The following is a 17,981-nucleotide window of genomic DNA, read 5'->3' on the forward strand; positions in this document are numbered from 1 at the left end:
ATTTTTATTTTATTTGATAAGACTCAACTAAAATCAACGATATGATAAAAAAACTACTACTTCTTTTCTTTCTTTTTTGCTTTTTATCCCAATCTTATTCACAAGGCTTTGACTTTAAGGACCATAAAAAGAAATATGCCCGTATACCTTTCAAGCTCTATAATAATTTAATTATTGTACCAGTATTATTAAACAAAGGCACTGATACACTGAATTTTATATTGGATACAGGGGTGGGCTATACAATGATTACAGATAGCACTTTTGTTGATAAATTACAGATACCTCCACATACTCGTAAGGTAGGTGTAAAAGGTGGAGGAGTAGGAGAAGTAATTTATACTTATATAGTAGGTTCACAGCAAATGGTACTCAATGATTTTATTGCTAAAAATTTGACTGTTTTAATAACTTCCAAATCCTTAGAATATATCTCTCAATATGTAGGTATTAAGATACATGGTATTATAGGCTTTGATTTCTTTAGAAAACTGATAGTGAAGATTAATTATCAAAAAAAAGAATTGGAGGTATATGATATCCATTTTTTTGATAAAAAAATACTAAAAAAGAATAAAACTAACAACATCTTAAAACTATATATCCAAAAGCAAAAACCTTATTTTCTTGCAAAATTTATTAATGAAAATAATGATTCTATAAATGTAAAATTACTTTTAGATACAGGAGCAGGGCACTCACTTTCTTTGGATAAAGAATCTAAAAAAGGAATAACACTGCCTTCTAAAACTATTGATAATTCTTTAGGGCTGGCAATTAATGGATTGATAGAAGGAAAAATGGGGCGAGTGAAAAGTTTGGGTATTGGACAATATTATTGGAAAGATGTACTATGCTCTTTTCCTGATAGTTTGCTTATACTACATCGTAATGAAAATGTTGATAAACAAGGAAGTATTGGAATTGGACTATTAGAAAGATTTGTTATTACTTTAGATTATAGTAATGAAAGATTTATTTTAGAGCCTAATAATAAACTAAATAAGAAATTTGATATAGGTTTTTCAGGTGTGGATGTTGTATCCAGTCCCAATAATTTTACAATATATTTTGTTTCTAATATTCATCCTCTTTCACCTGCTTATGTTTCAGGTTTACAAATAGGAGATGAACTTTTTGCAATTAATAACCAAGTTCTTACAAATATGACTATCAGTCAGGTATATGAGCTTTTAGATAGTGCCGAAAATAAGGTATTAAATTTGCTTGTAAAAAGACGAGGAGCATTACAAATCATAGTCTTTAAAACCAAAAGATTGATATAATATTTAGCTTATTTGATGTAAGAAAATATGGTTTTTTTCACTTTTATGAGAAAGAAAATTTTAATACTGTGTACTTTTTTTACAATACTTTTTTTAATAGGTTCTCAGTTCATGGGATTTGGACAGAAATTAGATGTAAAAGTGATAAAAAAAGAAGAGTTATTGGAACAAAAACTCAAAAAGAAAGGCTTAAAAGCTGATTTTATACGTATCTCTGGAAAAAGAAGTAAATGGTTTAATGACTTGCTTTCACTTTCTACAAAAAATAGTTTGCATCTTTCTGGAAAAGCAATTGATATTTTAGTCGGTGATATTAATGGTGATAAAAAACAAGACGAAACAGATGTTAAATTGGTAGTAGCTTGTTTAGAAGAAATTGAAAAAGAAAATCCAACATTGGTTGGTGGTATAGGTACATACTTAAACCAAGGAGCTTGGTCTAGGAAAATGGTGCATTTTGATGTTCGAGGTTATAAAGCAAGATGGAATAAATAAAGCCTCATTGAGAGGCTTTATTTATTCTGACGAAAATTTAGGAAAAGGATCGTTTAGTTTTTTACCATCTTTAACGCTTTGCCATTCTTCGTCTGTACATAAACAATCTTCCAATTCTTTTATAATGATTTCCTTATGCATATCTTGTCCAATTAAAACAAGCTCATTCATTCTATCCCCAAACTCTTTATCCCATCTGCTTTCAATCCAATCTTTATTTTCTACAAAAGAAGCATACATCATTCGTTGGCTAAAAGGCATACTCATCCACCAAACACCAGCAGGGTCTGCTCGCAAAGAACCACCAGCTTGCCCCCAACTCAAAGCAACATCAGGTCTTGAGGCTATCCAAAATAAGCCCTTACTTCTGATAATTGTAGAATGCCAATCATTGGCTAAGTAGTTCCAAAAACGTTCAGGATGAAAGGGACGTTTATTTCTAAAAACAAAAGAACTAATACCATATTCCTCTGTTTCAGGAGTATGTTCTTGGTTATTCAATTCATGTATCCAACCTGCTGATTGTGAAGCTTCATCATAATTAAACAAATGAGTATTGATAATGTCAGAAGTTTGAATTTTTCCGAAACTACTTGTTACAACTTTTGCAGAAGGATTAAGCTTGTGTAAAACAGCTTTTAATTCTTCTAAATGTTGTGGTTTTACCAAATCTGCTTTATTAAGTACAATAACATTGGCAAACTCAATTTGATCTGTAAGTAAATTAACGATTGTTCTTTGATCTTGCTGATCATTTTCATTCATATTTCGAGTTGCAATAGTATCTACAGAACCAAAATCTTTTGGAAAATTGAATGCATCCACTACCGTAACCATTGTATCGATATATGCAAATCGAGAGAGATCTACATTATTTTGTTCATCTACAAAACTAAATGTTTGAGCCACAGGCACTGGTTCTGAAATACCTGTACTTTCTATAAGTAGATAATCAAATTTATTTTCTTTGGCTAATTTCTCAACCTCTATCATTAAATCTTCTCGAAGGGTACAACAAATACATCCATTCGACATTTCAACTAATCTTTCTTCTGTTCTTGAAAGTGTATTTTCTTGTTTTACCATTTGAGCATCTATATTAACTTCGCTCATATCATTGACAATAACAGCAACTTTTAAGCCTTCTTTATTGTGAAGGATATGGTTGAGTAAACTTGTTTTGCCTGCCCCAAGAAACCCACTTAAGACTGTTACAGGAAGTTTTTTATTATTCTTATTCATTTCTTTTAATTTATAAAGTATAGTAAAATAGCAAAACAAATTATGTGTTTGATTATCAGTTTTTTAAATTTGAGTCCACTCTAAGTCAACAGAACTTATCGTTATGTCCACATAGAGTCCACCTATGAAAATTAGTTTTATTCAAACCTGTAACTACTTTTACAACCAGATAAATCACTCAAAAACATCAAATTTTTAAGATAATACAAAAGTATAAAAAATGCAACAATGTTGCAAATAATATATCTTAAATCTTTATAAATGATAACAGCAAATGAATGTAAGTTTTTAAGGATACCTACATAATACGATTATAAGGAAGAGAATATTATTTTTAAAATATCATAAAAAATGCATTTTCATGATATTTAATTTGCTATTTGGATTTTTTCTTAAAATAAAAAAACGATTTAATGAAAAAAAATAGAATGTAATTTTGTGTTTTATATTTTAAATTTTATGTTTGCAATACTAAACTAATAGTTCAATTTTATTATTTATTACTACTATCTTTTATGTTATTCAAGACAATCATTTATACGGTTATTTTTTGTGGTTTTCAAGTATTACAAGCTCAAAATACAACAAAAGAGAAAGAAAAATATACAAAAGAAGAATTACAGTCTTTTATCAAGATTTACAAATACACACTTGATAACCCCTTTGAACCTTTGGTTTCTATGCAAAAAAATGCTTCCAAAATAAGTATCACAGAGGCAAGACTAACAGAAATTATGCAGGCTCAGTCCATGGGTTATGATCCAAAACTCACAGAAAAAGAAAATGGAGAAATGTCTCGTTTGAAAAAATTTATAGAGGAAGATAAAATGGTCTATGATAAAAAATTGGAACAATATATTATAAGCCAAAAATTGCCTTTGGAGAAATATCAAGAGATAAAAAAACTTTATCATAAAGACTCCAAATTTCAAGAAAAAGTAAACAAACTATCTCTATAAACAAAAATGCTTATTGCTTATTAAAATCAATTAAACAACTTTAAAATTTATTAAAATCATGAAAAAAATTTTATTATCCTGCCTAAGTTTGGCTTGTGCTTTCTATGCTGAAGCTCAACAACTGCCAAATCGTTATCGTGAAGAAATTTTTACAACATTACAAGAAACAAAAGATGTTGTTTTTAGCACAAACATTCCAACTGTTAGGACTACAAGCCTTTTTGGTAATCAAATAGCCAATGAGGATTCTTATGGACAAAGAACAGTAACTTTAAGAATGAACATTTATCGTCCTTCTGGTGACTCTCTTACACAAAGACCTGTGATCATTTTTGCTTTTGGTGGAGGATTTGTAAATGGAAGTAAAACGGAAGCCAGTATGATACAACTGTGTCAAGCATTTGCAAGAAGAGGCTTTGTTACTGCTACTATAGATTATCGTTTAGGTATGAACATTTCTAATGAGGAGCTTTCTAAAAGAGCTGTTTATAGAGCATTACAAGATGGACGTTCTGCTGTTCGTTTCTTTAGAAGAAATGCTTCTACCTACGGAGTTGATCCAAATCAAATTTATTTATCAGGGCATAGTGCAGGAGCTTTCTTAGCTTATCAAGTTGTTTATCTAGATAAAGATTCTGAGAGACCCGCCTCTACTCGTAATTATTTAGGCAGAGCAGATTTAGGAGGTTTAGATGCAATAGGCGATAACAAAACTTATGCTAATGGTTCATTGGTTGATGGAAAAGCTAATGGGGTAATGGGTTTTGCGGGTGCAGTAGGTAATTTGAATGATATTGAAGGACCAGCAGATGTTCCAGGTGTTTATTTCCACAGCTCTGATGATGGAACTGTACCTTATAACAGTGGAGAGCCTTTTTCTTCTTTGAGTTGGTTGCCAGGCTTTAATTTACCAACTGTATATGGAGGTAACCAAATGAATAACAGAGCTGGCACAGTAAATGCTCCTCGTACATTTTACCCTTATACTAATCGTGGACATGGTGTACACTACAATGGTTCAAGTTTATACTCTGATATAGGTTCAAGAGGAGGAGACTTCTTTTATACTACTCGCCTGAAACCTGCAGATTTACCTTTAATATTAGGAAATTCCAGTGTTTGTAGTACATGTTTAACACAAACTTATTCTGTAGCAAATACTGCTTTTTATTATGATTGGCAAATTGTGGGTGGAACATTTGTAAGCAGAAACCCTCGTTCTAATCAAGTTACAGTTACTTGGAGTGCAACAGCTACTAATCGTGGACTTACAGTTACACCATATAGTCGCCAACTTGCAAGAGGTTTTACAGTAGGTCTTGGTATAAATGTTAACAGAACAGCTGTTCTTTCAAGAAGTTTGGAAGCAAATACATTAGGTGAAGGAATTATAGATTTGAACGAATACTTCACAGATCCAGAAGGACAACCTTTAAACTATGTTATCAAAGTAGTTTCTAACAATGCAAGGGGTGAAAAAGTGGTAAATGGAAATATATTGGATGTAAAATCATTGGCTCAAGGGCAATCTACAATCATGATTGAAGTAAATGATGGCTCAACCTGTTTTACAAAACACACAGTTCAGATGAATGTAAAGAATGATTTACAAATCAATGTAAGTCCTAATCCATTTGTAAAGGATGTTCAAGTTTCTTTGACGGGCGAATATAAAGGTGATGTAAAAGTGATTTTCTATACTGAAAGTGGTAGAATAATTGCGGAAAAAATATCTAAAAAATCAGACATGGGTTTTGTAGAAAACTTTGGTATAGAAACTGCAAAGCAAGGAGTTTACTATATTAAAGTGATTACTTCTGAAGGAGAAATCATCAGAAGAATCGTGAAAAATTAATTACATAAAATGTATTAATTTGTAAAAACCTCAGACATTGTCTGAGGTTTTTTTATGATAAAATCATTTGTGCAATTTTTTGTGTAGCTTTCCGAGCTTCGGGTAGTTTATCATACATCAGATGCCACACATGAGGCATCCCTTCCCAAATTTCTAAATGTGTATCATTTTCAGATTCTTTGAGCTTCTGATGTAATTCTTTTACTTCATCCAAAAATATATCTTCTGTACCCTGATAGATATGAATAGGAGGTAGATTACTCAAATCTGCATTGATAGGAGAAATGAAAGGATTTTGTATGCTTTCTTTTCCAACATAAAGATTTACAAGCATTTTAAGATCTTTCTCTCTCATAATCAAATCTCGTTTGGCAAGCCTTTTAATGGAATCTCTTTTCATTTCTAAATCTACCCAAGGAGCTATAAGAAAACATTTCTTAGGCATCTTAATATTTTCTTCCCGCATTTGTAACATGATAGATAGACATAAGCCTCCACCAGCAGAATCGCCAAGCAGATAAATTTTTCTGTTGGGGTAGTTTTCTAAAACCCATTCATAAGCACTTAAAGCATTGCTGGGAGCTGTTGGAAAAGGGTGTTCGGGGGCTTGTTGATAAGCTACTGCCAAAATAGTTGTTTGGCTTAAATGGGCTAACTGAGAAATCCAACCTCTGTAAGTATCTAAACTACCTACCGTGTAGCCACCACCATGCAAAAAAACAATTATTTTATCTTCTTGTGCATTTTTTGGATGTAAGAACTCACAAGAAACACCATTTGCACCAGTTTTTGTAATAGTTATTAGGGGATGAATCTTTGTGAGTTTCCCAACTCTTCTAAAACGCTTACGAGCTTCTTCAAGAGTAGGAACTTTGCTACCACGTACGAAACGCAAGGTTCTAAGGACAACCCTAAAAAAGTAAGTCTCAAAACTTGGCATGAGTCTTCTATAAAGTATTTAATTGATATTTGAAATATGATGAAAGTAAAAGTTGAAATTTCTTTGCATCAGGTACTCTGATACGCTTCTGCATAATAACAGAAGCAGGTTGAGCTTTTATTTTCTTGAAAAGAGCTATATAATATACATAAGCTAAATAAACACCCATTTTTGCCCCCTTGGGTAATTTGATGATACCCAAATAAGCATCATCAAAATCTTTTTGAATGTCTTGCTCAATCATCTTTTTAGTATGTTCATCAAATTTTTCAAAATCTACTTCAGGGAAGTAAGTTCTTCCTCGTTCCTGATAGTCACTTTTCATATCTCTCAAGAAGTTAATTTTCTGAAAAGCAGCACCCAAACTACGAGCAGGTTCTCGGAGACGGTCATATATGGTTGTATCTCCTTGACAAAATACTCTCAAACACATTAAACCAACTACTTCAGCAGAACCATAAATATATTCATGGTATTTGTCATCACTATAATCTTTAAAATACAAATCCATTTCCATACTATGCAAAAAAGCATCTATCAACTCTCTTTCTATTTTATACTGATTGACAACAATTTGGAAAGAGTGTAAAACAGGGTTCAAACTGATTTTTTCTTCAATGGCTTGGTAAGTATCTCTTCTGAAACGGTTTAAAAGTTCTTTTTTATCATGTTCATGGAATGTATCTACAATTTCATCTGCATAACGAACAAAACCATAAATTGCATAAATAGGTAAATGAAACTTAGAAGCTAAGGTTTTAATACCCAATGTAAAAGATGTGCTATAATGCTCTGTAATGAGCTTACTGCATTTGAGTGTAGTAGTATCGTAGAGACTAAGCATGATATTGTGGTGTAAATGAGTAATAAAATCTTTAGTTAAACACAAAAAATGAAATTTTGTTTTCGTTTTCTGATTTTTATACGTTTATCAATGATTTTTCGTAATTAATCAAATCTAGTAATAAATCTGTAATATTCTCTGTTTTATCTCCTTCATATCCTGAAAAGCGAAAATTTACAACTTCTTCTGAACTTTGCTCAAAAGCAATATCGCCCTTCAGGACATTGGAATAGGTATCATAAAACAAAATGTTGAAAATAGCATCACCATTAGAACCAATATAATTACATCGAATTTGCCATCGCATACGTTTGCGAATGTTACATAACTTAATAATTAGATTCAATATGGTTGCAGAAACTTCCAAGCAAGTAAATTATTATTTGCAATTTTTTTTCATCCAATCTTGCATAGCTTTGTCTTCTCCTCCCAATTCAATGGCTTTTTTATAATCAGCACAAGCCATTTTATTATTTTTGAGAGCTTTATAGCAATCGCCTCTGTTTTGGTATTTTTTGGCTGTGGGATGTTGTTCTCCAAGACTAAAAAGTGTGTTATAATGTTCAATAGCACCTTTATAATCACCTAAATTCTTTTTTGCAAAAGCCATTTCAGCTAAATATTCTGGATCTTTTTCTAAATCATAAGCTTTTTGAGCATATTCCAACGATTTCTTGAAATTGCCGAATTCATTTTCAAGCCATGAAAGTTCATACAATGCTTTATGGTTTTTACTATCAAAGCTTATAACTTTCTCAAAATCTTTTTGAGCCTCTTTGTGTTTATCTTCCATCATCATACAAAGAGCTTTTTGATAATAAATAAAAGCTTTTTCTTCATTATTAAGTTCCTCTTCTTTTTCTAGAGCTTTGTTGGTTGCTTGGGAAAGCTTATCATAATAGTATTTTAAATTTTCTTCTGTATTGTATTCTTGTTCTTCTGCTTTATCTAATTCTTTACGATGAATTTTTACAAGATGTTTGGCAGCAATATGACTTTGATAGTCATTGTTCATACAATATTCAAAATTAGAAATAGCTTCATAATAATATTCTTCATCATCCATTCCCAAAAGAGCACTTTCAAAATAGGCGGGTGCAAATTCTGAATTTATAAAAATGGCTGTTCTGAACATTTCCTGAGCTTTAAACTTATCATTTTTCTTTTTATAAATCAGCCCTTTTTGATAAAACACTTCTTTGTTTTTAGGAGAAAGAAAATCTGATTTACCTAAATTTTTAAGAGCATCATCATATTTTTCTTCATTGATTTGGGTTATAGCCAAATCATAATATTGTTTAGCTGTATATTGAGCATGTTTTTGATAAATGCTATTAAAATCAGCATCTTCATTGCTAATATCTACCAAATACCAGTTTTTCTTATCTTTAAAAGCTTCTAAAATAAGGGTATCTGTGGTAGTCTGATAGTTAACAATGACTTGTAAAGCATAATAATTTTGAGATACTACAAGTATTTTGCTTTCCTTTAAACTTTTGAATTGAAGTTTTTTTGCATCAAGAGCAAAACCTTGTATGTTGTCTAAAATCGTTTTGAGTTTGCCTTCTGCATAATTGTACTGTTCGTCTAAGGCTTCTTGTGTGCCTGAACTGGAAGCAAATAATTTAAAAACTTCTAAAGAAGGACTGATAGATTTAAGATTTTGAGCTGAACCTGATTGCAAAATGCCTATGAAACGATTGGCTAAATCTTTAGAAGATTTGACAGGTTTTTGAGCCAATGTCCATGCCGACATCAGCAAAAAAGTACATAAAAAAGATAGTTTTCGCATTTTCGATAAAAATTATTTGAGCTAATTTATTGAATAATAATCCGAAAAAAAAGTTTTTAAGGCGATTTTATTGAATCATGAATTCTATACATTGAAAGGCTGGATTTTAATCCCAAAAATCTTTCATTTTTATTTGTTTTTTAGACAATTTGATTACAAAAAAGAACTGATAAAGCTCCCAAAGCCATACTCTTCTACCGATTTTGGTGTACCACCACATTGCTTTTCGTAGTCTGGATTCTTTATGAAAAAACAATCTCTTCAAAGCATTTGGGCGTATTTGCATAATAATTTCAATGAGTTTTACATACAAAATCACAAGCCAAGGCTTTAAATGTTTAGTGGCAATAACTTGATGTTTATAATCCCAAAGTCTTTGGTCTGTGAGTATAATATCTTTTTCTTTTACTTCTTCAAAATAAGGTGTCCATTTGTGAGGCGTAACATACAATAGTTGTATTTGGTCTGGGTCATAAGAAAGGAGTTGTTTGAGGCTATAGTAAAAATCTTTGGTTTTTTCTTCACCAAAACCAACTACATAGGTAGCCATAGAAAGAATACCATGCTTTCTGAGTAGTTGGATTGCTTCTTTATCTTTTGAAATAGCTCCAGCTTTTTTTATATTCTCCAAAACAACAGCATCATAGTTTTCGATACCCAACAAAAATCTTTCAAAACCAGCTTTTTTATAGAGATGAAGAAAATCTACATCTCGTACAATATTATCGGCTCTGATAGAACCTACTAAAATTAAAGGTAAATTCTTAGCAACCAAAGCTTCCAAGAAAGCTCGCCATGCTTTGGGATTAGACGAAGGATTTTCGTCTGCAAAATTGAATACTTTTACACCATGTTTTTTGTGCAACATTTCCATTTCATCAGCAAGAAGCTGAGGGTCTCTGTGTCTCCATTTTTTCCAAAAAAGGCTTTGCCCACAATACGTACATGGGTAAGGGCAACCTCTTGAAAATTGAATTACAACAGCTTTCTTTTGTCCCCAATAAGTATAATGATAACCTTCCATAAGTTCCCAACCTATTCGATAGGCATCTAAATCCTGAATAGTTTCTGCTGGTGGAGTTTTGATAACTTGATTATCCTTTTTGAAAGCCAACCCTTTGATTTGCTCAAAAGGTTCGTTTTTAGAAAGTGCTGTGATAAGATTTAAGGCAATTTCTTCACCTTCTCCACAAACAATAAAATCTATTTGAGGATTTTTCTCTAAAATTTCTTGCCAATGATAAGTAGGAAAAACACCCCCAACAATAGTAGTGATATGTGGAACTTTTTCTTTGATGAGTTTGGTTATATCATTAATAATGGGTTGGGCAGAAGTAGAACCCGAATGCCCTAACAGAACAGCATCAGGCATTTCTGCTAAGACTTTTTCTAAAATTTGAGAATGCTTCAGAGGCTTGAAATCGGCATCTAAAAGCTTGACATGATGTCCATCATCAATTAAAGGTCCACCAATGGATAAAAGCCCTAAAGGTGGCAAGTGTTCATGAGCTAATCGGCTCCCAATAGATAAATGAGGAGGATTGATAATTAAGATTTTCATAGATAAATTGTAAAAGGAGAGTTATACAAAAAGAATGATTGATAACAATCAAAAATCATTCTTTTCTTAACCAACCTAATAAATTTTTATGATGAATTTGCCATTTTCTTTGATCCTGAGATAGTTTAAAAGCTTCCCTTGAATTACCCCATGTACCAGCATTCTGTTGGATAATTTCGAGTTCATCATTTTTTACATTTGAAACAATAGCCACATGCCCATATTGATTGAATGTAGTAGGAGCGAAAACCACTAAATCATTTACTTTGGGTTTTATTTTACTTGGATTTGTATATTGAATCAGGTTACGCTGTTTGTTAAACGTTCCATCTTTGAGCTTTTTATTAAAAAAATCTTTGGCATGTCCATAACTATCAGGCATTTTGTGTTTAAGATGTTCGTAATAATATCTCTTTACAAATTCTACACATTGATATTTTAGTCCTAAATTATAGCCATCAGGCGTAAGATTTCTTCCAAAAGTATTATCAATAGCCCCATTATAATACACCACAACCCCATTGAGACTATCAATGGGGTTGCCTGCAGTTTTATTGCTATTGGATGGACTACATTGCCACATCAAAATTGAAAAAATGATGATCTTTAATAAAAAATGCATCAATATGCTCGTGCTAAATTGCCTTGTAAATAGTTCATCAGCGATTTATTAACAACCGTATAACCTCCTTGTGTGGGATAATTGCCTGTAAAGTACCAATCTCCTAAATGGCTGGGGCAAGCTTGATGCAAACCCTCGACATTCTGATAAATCACGCTTACTTCAGCTCTAATGCCATCTTTGCGTATCATCTGAGCTATTTTATCAGAAATTTGTTCATCCGTAAAACAAGCATATAATTTTTGAGCTAAGTTTTGGGTTTCACCTAGATTATTCAAATCTTTTTGCTCTAATTCATCTATAAGATACTCTTTATTATGTTCTTTGAGTAATTCTAACATAGCTCTGAATGCAATAAAATCTTTCATTCTTGACATATCAATGCCATAGCAGTCAGGGTAGCGAATCTGTGGAGCAGACGAAACGATCACGATTTTCTTGGGTGAAAGTCCATCCAACATTTTTAAAATACTTTGCTCAAGTGTTGTACCACGTACAATAGAGTCATCAATCACAACCAACGTATCTATATCTTTCTTGACAACATTGTAGGTTGTATCGTACACACTATTCACCATTTCATTTCTTTGGCTATCATCAGTAATAAATGTACGCAGTTTTGCATCCTTAATGACCAATTTTTCAACTCTGATATTGTTGTGTAGAATCTTCTTTAAGCCTTCTAAATCATTTTTGGCTAACAATTCAGCTCTTTTTTCTGCAAGATATTGTTCAATACCTTGTAAAAGTCCTAAAAAAGAAGTTTCAGCAGTATTGGGAACATACGAGAAAACAGTGTTTTCTAAATCGTAATCAATATTTTCAAGTACTTTGGTTGCAAGCAAATGCCCTAATTTCTTGCGTTCTGCATAGATTTTTGGGTCTGTACCTCTAGAAAAATAGATACGTTCAAAACTACATGAAAGCTGAGTAGTGGGTTCTGCAAAAGGTTTTTGCTCAAAATCACCATTTTTGCTTACAATCAGGGCATGAGCAGGTTTTATTTCTTGAATTTGGTCATATTCAATATTGAAAGCAGACTTAATAGCAACTCTTTCAGAGGCTGCCACCACAAATTCATCATTAGCATAAAAATAAGCAGGACGAATACCAGCAGGATCTCTAGCTACAAATGCTGCCCCATAGCCAGTCATGCCTACAATGGCGTATCCACCATCAAAATCTTTACAGGCTCTACGCAAAACTCTTTGTAAATCAATTTTTTCCTCAATGATAGATGACATTTCTTGTTTAGAAAACATATCTTTATGAGCATCATAAATGAGTTGATTCTCTTCATCCAAAAAATGCCCTATTTTTTCTAAAACAGTTACCGTATCTATTCTTTCTTTAGGATGTTGCCCTAAATACAATAACTTATTGAATAAGTCATCATTATTAGTCATATTGAAATTTCCTGCAAGTACTAAGGTTCTACTTCTCCAATTATTCTGACGCAAGAATGGATGACAATTTTCAATAGAGTTTAAACCATGTGTACCATAACGCAAATGACCTAAAAGAAGCTCACCTGTAAAAGCTACATTACTCTTGAGCCACGTAGCATCTGATTTTTCTTTTTTATGAGATTTGGTAGATTTTTTGATTTTCTTTCCAATTCTCTTAAAAATCTTTTGTGTAGCCCTTTGGCTTATTGAACGATACCTACTGATATACCTCACACCTGGTTCAACATCTAATTTGATGGTAGCTATCCCTGCACCGTCTTGTCCACGATTATTTTGCTTTTCCATCATCATATAAAGCTTTTGTAAAGGATACGTTGCCGAACCATACTTATCTAAATAATATTGATAAGGCTTTCGTAAACGAATAAAAGCAATGCCACACATAAGAAAAATGTAAAAAGTGAATGATAAATTCTTGTCTGCAAAGATAACAAAATTCATCAAGAAATGATTTGGATTTTTCTTTATCTTTGGCAACCTTTCAATCATTGTGCATATTTTTATGAAAATTGCAAGAAGAAAAAATCTTTGGCTACTAACATTATTAGTTCCTATACTTTTAAGCCCTGCATGGTATTTTGTGGGTGGATGCTTATTTCTATTTGTGGGCATTGTCCCACTGTTTATGATAGAACAAGAAATTAGAAATACAAACCCTAAATATCCTAAACTACGTTTTTTTGCTTATACTTATTTGAGTTTATTTTTGTGGAATATAGCAACTACTTGGTGGGTTTGGAATGCCAGTGCAGGAGGGGCAATCGGTATGCTGATTGCTAATACACTACTCATGACGCTTCCTTGGATATTGTATAGCCAAATGAAACAAAAATTAGGTTTAAAATGGGGCTTATGGGCGTTGGTTTGTTTTTGGCTTGCTTTTGAGTATATCCATCTCAATTGGGACTTGAGTTGGTCGTGGCTTAACTTAGGCAATGGTTTTGCCTATTCTCATTTTTTGGTACAATGGTACGAATTTACGGGCTCTTTAGGAGGAACATTATGGGTACTTATACTTAATATTTTAGTATATCAGGCAATCCAAGAAGGTTTTTCTAAAAAAGCAGTGATACGTTTATCTATTATATTCTTTGTACCAGTCATTTTTTCTATCGTTTTGTATGCAGTCCACACAGAAAAAGGAGAGAAGGTAGAAGTAGTGGTTGTACAGCCCAATATAGACCCTTATTCGCAGAAATTTATAGGGCAAAACTCTTTTATTCCTTATGATAAACAAGCTCAGATGTTTTTGGCATTGGCCCAAAAACAAATTACTAATCGAACAGAGCTTGTTATTTTTCCTGAAACGGCATTTGATGAAGGATATGATGAGAGAGGTATCAAGGACTACGCCCCCATACGTATGATAAGCGATTTTGTAAAAAAGAAAGACAATCTCTATTTGCTTGGAGGGACTACTTCATGGTTGGTTTATGGAAAGGATAAAAAAAGCCCCACAGCTCGCCAAAATGCACAAGTAGGTTTTTATGATGTTTTCAATACAGCTATGTTTTTTGGGAATAAAGTAGATAGCATTGCTTTATACCACAAATCAAAGCTTGTTCCTCTTGTAGAGTCTATGCCTTATCCTGCAATTATTGAAACCATTTTTGGAAGTTTGATTATTAATTTAGGAGGTTCTTCAGGTGGGCTTGGCAAACAACCAGAAAGAGAAGTGTTTTTTTCTAAAAAATTTGGTTATGCTCCTATTATCTGTTACGAATCAATTTATGGAGAATATGTAACTGAATATGTACAAAAAGGGGCTAATATATTGTGTGTGATTACCAATGATGGTTGGTGGGGAGATACACCTGGTTACAAGCAACATCTACAAATGGCTCGTCTGAGAGCTATTGAAACTCGAAGAGCTGTAGCACGTTCTGCCAATACAGGCATTTCGGGATTTATTAATCAGAGAGGGGATTTGATAGAAAAAACAGCTTACTGGGTATCAGATGTTCGTAAACAAACCCTCCAAGCCAATACTGAAAAAACTATTTATGTACAAATAGGTGATATCCTTGGTAAAGTAGCTGTTTTGGTATCTTTTTTGGTGGTTATTTATGGATTTATCAAGAAAAAAGTATCTTAAAAGTATAGATTCAAAAAATATGTATCATTTAGTATCAATTATGTTCCTGTTATTACCCTTCAATAAATCTTTTCCTCATCGGACTATGGAAAAAAATATTGAATTTAAAGCAGTCGTAGAAGTAGAAGGGCAGATGGCTATTGGCTGGGGATATAAAATAAGATGCAAGGTTTTAGAAGTAAAATTTGGAGAATTGCCAAAGCTAAAATCGTATAACAACAATACAGATATTTTTATATTGGGCTGGACAGCAGGATTTAAAGGAAAAACACTAAGCAAAGAAGGTGCTGAATTTCAAACAATACCTCCTTCCATCAAAGAAAAATATTTGATGACATTCTATTATAATGGAATAATCAATGAAAAAGTATATGATGCTCCAGTAACAGGCTTTACAGATTCCATGGATAGAATTTGGTTTTTAAAAGAACTACAAAAAATTAGCCCTTAGATTTTAAAAATGCCATTACTTCTGTAATGTATATCTGAGGTTGTTCTAACCAACCATAATGTCCACAATTGTCCATTAAAATTAATTTGGATTTGGGGAGAATTTTATGAGATTTTTCAGATAAATATGTATTAAGAACATCATTTTTTCCTTGTATAATCAGAACGGGCTTTTTAAAAGTTTTTAGTTTTTCTTTACAATCAAAATTGATTTTCTGCATATTGTCAAATACCAATCCATTAATAGTCATGTTGGCTTGAGTGAGTCTTTCAGCAAGCATATCAATATATTTATCTGTAACCAAATAAGCAGAAGCTAAAACTTTGGCTCTTTGGAGGCGAGTGGCTTTAGAAGTATCACCTTTAGCTATTTTATCATCCCAATAACGCAAAGAATCTCTTTCAGTAGGAGTTAGAGGCTTATTTAAATCATAATTTGCAAACAAATCTAAATCTACACCACCCGAAGACGATAAAACCATTCTGTCTATTTTATCACTATGTTTAGTTGCATAATAGGAGGCAAGCATTCCACCAAAAGAATGCCCTAAAACATTCCAAGATTTATAGCCTAAATGTACCCTGATTTTCTCTATATCCTCAACCATTTTGTCCAAAGTAATAGTTTGGTTATTAATGGTTTGCATAGTAGATTTTCCTGTACCTCGTTGGTCATAAATAATGGCACAATGCTCTTTACCAATAATTTCTGCAAGATTAGCAAAACCATTGCTGTTCATGCCTGGTCCTCCATTGATGATAAGCACAGGTGAGCCTTTTGATCCAAATGTCTTAAAATGGATATTATTTCCATCAAAAGAAATATTATATTCTTTTTGGGCTAAAACATTTGAAATAATAGAAATAAATATCCAAAAAAGTGTAAAAATTGATTTCATATTGGGTATAAAATAAAAACAGTCCATAAGAATACCTTATAAACTGTTTTTTTAGAATTTTATTGTAAAGAAAAAAGCCAGAATTCTCTGGCTTTTTAGTTATGCTAAAACTTGCTTTACTTTTTCAGCAGCTTCTTGAAGCGTAATGGCTGAAGATACTTTCAAACCAGACTCATCAATGATTTTTGCACCTTCTTCTGCATTGGTACCTTGCAGACGTACAATAATAGGAACACTGATGTTTCCAATTTTCTTGTAAGCTTCTACCACACCATTTGCCACCCTATCACAACGAACAATGCCACCGAAAATGTTGATAAGGATTGCTTTTACATTAGGGTCTTTTAAAATGATACGGAAACCAGCTTCTACAGTTTTGGCATTTGCTCCACCACCTACGTCAAGGAAGTTTGCAGGCTCACCACCCGAAAGCTTGATAATATCCATTGTTGCCATTGCAAGCCCAGCACCATTTACCATACAACCTACGTTACCATCTAATTTTACGTAGTTCAGGTCGTTTTCGCCAGCTTCTACTTCCAAAGGATCTTCTTCTAAAATATCTCTCATTTCAGCAAGGTCAGGATGACGGAACAAAGAGTTATCATCTAAGTTCACTTTACAGTCCACAGCCAAAATTTTATTGTCAGATGTTTTAAGAACGGGGTTTACTTCAAACATAGAAGCATCTGATTCTAAATAAGCTTTGTAAAGAGATTTTACAAAAGCTACCATTTCTTTATGAGCATTTCCTTCTAAGCCCAATGCAAAAGCAATTTTACGAGCTTGGAAATCACGAAGTCCTACACGAGTATCAATAAATTCTCTGATGATTTTTTCTGGATGTTGTTCAGCTACTTCTTCAATATCCATACCACCTTCAGTACTTGCAATAATTACATTTTGTCCAGATGCTCTGTCCAAAAGAATACTCATATAAAACTCTTTGGGTTGGCTCTCACCAGGGTAATAGACATCTTGAGCAATCAAAACTTTGTGTACTTTTTTTCCTTCAGGACCAGTCTGTGGAGTAATCAGTTGCATGCCAATGATTTTTTCAGAAAGATCTCTTACTTCGTCATAATTTTTAGCAAGTTTTACGCCTCCGCCTTTTCCACGTCCACCAGCATGGATTTGAGCTTTTATAACAAACCAAGTAGTACCAGTTTGAGCATTGAGCTGACGAGCTACCTCTACAGCTTTAGAAGGGGTATCTGCAATGATACCTTCCTGAATACGAACGCCATGACGCTTTAAAAGTTCTTTTGCTTGATATTCGTGAATGTTCATATAGATTTTTGGATTTCAATGTTGAAGTATGCAAACAGCACGAAATTTAGAACAAATTTAATACATTCCAAAGTTTTAGATACAAGACATCTGAAAGACAAAAAGACAAAAAGACTAAATATTTGATTATCAATTTTATAATAATTGACTTATTTGATATTTTTTATCAAGATTATTTTTAG

Annotated in this window: 16 protein-coding genes; 6 read left to right on the forward strand and 10 right to left on the reverse strand. The window is 32.6% G+C overall.

All coding sequences use genetic code 11. From position 1 onward, the window contains the following. The first annotated feature begins 41 nt into the window (after window positions 1–41). Window positions 42–1,286: a hypothetical protein gene (locus AD998_05065; GenBank protein KOY85606.1), complete on the forward strand. Its 1,245-nt coding sequence runs from the start codon at window positions 42–44 to the stop codon at window positions 1,284–1,286. A gap of 111 nt (window positions 1,287–1,397) precedes the next feature. Further along, complete coding sequence (locus AD998_05070) at window positions 1,398–1,781, forward strand: hypothetical protein (protein ID KOY88063.1); 384 nt, start codon at window positions 1,398–1,400, stop codon at window positions 1,779–1,781. A 21-nt stretch (window positions 1,782–1,802) separates the two neighbouring features. Here the strand turns inward: AD998_05070 and AD998_05075 are convergent, their stop codons facing one another. Continuing rightward, the gene (locus AD998_05075) at window positions 1,803–3,023 is read right to left on the reverse strand and encodes a hypothetical protein (GenBank protein KOY85607.1); all 1,221 of its coding nucleotides are present in this window, start codon (window positions 3,021–3,023) and stop codon (window positions 1,803–1,805) included. A 515-nt stretch (window positions 3,024–3,538) separates the two neighbouring features. Here AD998_05075 and AD998_05080 point away from each other — a divergent pair. Next, complete coding sequence (locus AD998_05080; protein ID KOY85608.1) at window positions 3,539–3,982, forward strand: hypothetical protein; 444 nt, start codon at window positions 3,539–3,541, stop codon at window positions 3,980–3,982. Window positions 3,983–4,040: 58 nt separating this feature from the next. Next, on the forward strand, window positions 4,041–5,837 hold the full coding sequence (locus AD998_05085) for a hypothetical protein (protein ID KOY85609.1): 1,797 nt from the start codon (window positions 4,041–4,043) through the stop codon (window positions 5,835–5,837). Window positions 5,838–5,889: 52 nt separating this feature from the next. Here AD998_05085 and AD998_05090 read toward each other — a convergent pair whose 3' ends face one another. The 7 genes from AD998_05090 to AD998_05120 form a co-directional block, all read right to left on the reverse strand. Beyond that, window positions 5,890–6,777: a hypothetical protein gene (locus tag AD998_05090; protein KOY85610.1), complete on the reverse strand. Its 888-nt coding sequence runs from the start codon at window positions 6,775–6,777 to the stop codon at window positions 5,890–5,892. Window positions 6,778–6,784: 7 nt separating this feature from the next. After that, a complete protein-coding gene (locus AD998_05095) occupies window positions 6,785–7,621 on the reverse strand; it encodes a phytoene synthase (protein KOY85611.1) in 837 nt (278 codons plus the stop codon). A gap of 76 nt (window positions 7,622–7,697) precedes the next feature. Next, window positions 7,698–7,928, reverse strand: coding sequence for a hypothetical protein (locus tag AD998_05100; protein ID KOY85612.1), 231 nt, complete (start codon window positions 7,926–7,928; stop codon window positions 7,698–7,700). 72 nt (window positions 7,929–8,000) lie between these two features. Next, on the reverse strand, window positions 8,001–9,377 hold the full coding sequence (locus AD998_05105; GenBank protein ID KOY85613.1) for a hypothetical protein: 1,377 nt from the start codon (window positions 9,375–9,377) through the stop codon (window positions 8,001–8,003). Between the two features lie 142 nt (window positions 9,378–9,519). After that, on the reverse strand, window positions 9,520–10,974 hold the full coding sequence (locus tag AD998_05110) for a magnesium-protoporphyrin IX monomethyl ester cyclase (protein ID KOY85614.1): 1,455 nt from the start codon (window positions 10,972–10,974) through the stop codon (window positions 9,520–9,522). Window positions 10,975–11,029: 55 nt separating this feature from the next. Further along, on the reverse strand, window positions 11,030–11,557 hold the full coding sequence (locus AD998_05115; GenBank protein KOY88064.1) for an amidase: 528 nt from the start codon (window positions 11,555–11,557) through the stop codon (window positions 11,030–11,032). Window positions 11,558–11,595: 38 nt separating this feature from the next. Next, complete coding sequence (locus tag AD998_05120; GenBank protein KOY88065.1) at window positions 11,596–13,449, reverse strand: amidophosphoribosyltransferase; 1,854 nt, start codon at window positions 13,447–13,449, stop codon at window positions 11,596–11,598. Window positions 13,450–13,567: 118 nt separating this feature from the next. Between AD998_05120 and AD998_05125 the strand changes: the two genes are divergently transcribed. Then, complete coding sequence (locus tag AD998_05125) at window positions 13,568–15,160, forward strand: hypothetical protein (protein ID KOY85615.1); 1,593 nt, start codon at window positions 13,568–13,570, stop codon at window positions 15,158–15,160. After that, window positions 15,132–15,611, forward strand: a complete 480-nt coding sequence (locus AD998_05130) for a hypothetical protein (GenBank protein ID KOY85616.1) — start codon at window positions 15,132–15,134, stop codon at window positions 15,609–15,611. Before AD998_05125 ends, AD998_05130 begins: the two co-directional genes overlap by 29 nt. Here AD998_05130 and AD998_05135 read toward each other — a convergent pair. Then, window positions 15,601–16,509: an alpha/beta hydrolase gene (locus AD998_05135; protein ID KOY88066.1), complete on the reverse strand. Its 909-nt coding sequence runs from the start codon at window positions 16,507–16,509 to the stop codon at window positions 15,601–15,603. The genes AD998_05130 and AD998_05135 overlap by 11 nt on opposite strands. A gap of 99 nt (window positions 16,510–16,608) precedes the next feature. Then, window positions 16,609–17,799 carry a succinyl-CoA synthetase subunit beta gene (sucC, locus tag AD998_05140; protein ID KOY85617.1) on the reverse strand — a complete coding sequence of 397 codons (1,191 nt, stop codon included), beginning with the start codon at window positions 17,797–17,799 and terminating at the stop codon, window positions 16,609–16,611. Between the last annotated feature and the right edge of the window lie 182 nt (window positions 17,800–17,981).

This window comes from bacterium 336/3 (assembly GCA_001281695.1).
Taxonomy (GTDB): domain Bacteria; phylum Bacteroidota; class Bacteroidia; order Cytophagales; family Thermonemataceae; genus Raineya.

Coding starts and splice junctions, on each gene's coding strand:
- AD998_05065 (KOY85606.1), top strand. CDS start 42: ATGATAAAAAAACTACTACTTCTTTTCTTTCTTTTTTGCTTTTTATCC.
- AD998_05070 (KOY88063.1), top strand. CDS start 1,398: ATGGGATTTGGACAGAAATTAGATGTAAAAGTGATAAAAAAAGAAGAG.
- AD998_05075 (KOY85607.1), bottom strand. CDS start 3,023: ATGAATAAGAATAATAAAAAACTTCCTGTAACAGTCTTAAGTGGGTTT.
- AD998_05080 (KOY85608.1), top strand. CDS start 3,539: ATGTTATTCAAGACAATCATTTATACGGTTATTTTTTGTGGTTTTCAA.
- AD998_05085 (KOY85609.1), top strand. CDS start 4,041: ATGAAAAAAATTTTATTATCCTGCCTAAGTTTGGCTTGTGCTTTCTAT.
- AD998_05090 (KOY85610.1), bottom strand. CDS start 6,777: ATGCCAAGTTTTGAGACTTACTTTTTTAGGGTTGTCCTTAGAACCTTG.
- AD998_05095 (KOY85611.1), bottom strand. CDS start 7,621: ATGCTTAGTCTCTACGATACTACTACACTCAAATGCAGTAAGCTCATT.
- AD998_05100 (KOY85612.1), bottom strand. CDS start 7,928: ATGCGATGGCAAATTCGATGTAATTATATTGGTTCTAATGGTGATGCT.
- AD998_05105 (KOY85613.1), bottom strand. CDS start 9,377: ATGTCGGCATGGACATTGGCTCAAAAACCTGTCAAATCTTCTAAAGAT.
- AD998_05110 (KOY85614.1), bottom strand. CDS start 10,974: ATGAAAATCTTAATTATCAATCCTCCTCATTTATCTATTGGGAGCCGA.
- AD998_05115 (KOY88064.1), bottom strand. CDS start 11,557: ATGTGGCAATGTAGTCCATCCAATAGCAATAAAACTGCAGGCAACCCC.
- AD998_05120 (KOY88065.1), bottom strand. CDS start 13,449: ATGTGTGGCATTGCTTTTATTCGTTTACGAAAGCCTTATCAATATTAT.
- AD998_05125 (KOY85615.1), top strand. CDS start 13,568: ATGAAAATTGCAAGAAGAAAAAATCTTTGGCTACTAACATTATTAGTT.
- AD998_05130 (KOY85616.1), top strand. CDS start 15,132: ATGGATTTATCAAGAAAAAAGTATCTTAAAAGTATAGATTCAAAAAAT.
- AD998_05135 (KOY88066.1), bottom strand. CDS start 16,509: ATGAAATCAATTTTTACACTTTTTTGGATATTTATTTCTATTATTTCA.
- sucC (KOY85617.1), bottom strand. CDS start 17,799: ATGAACATTCACGAATATCAAGCAAAAGAACTTTTAAAGCGTCATGGC.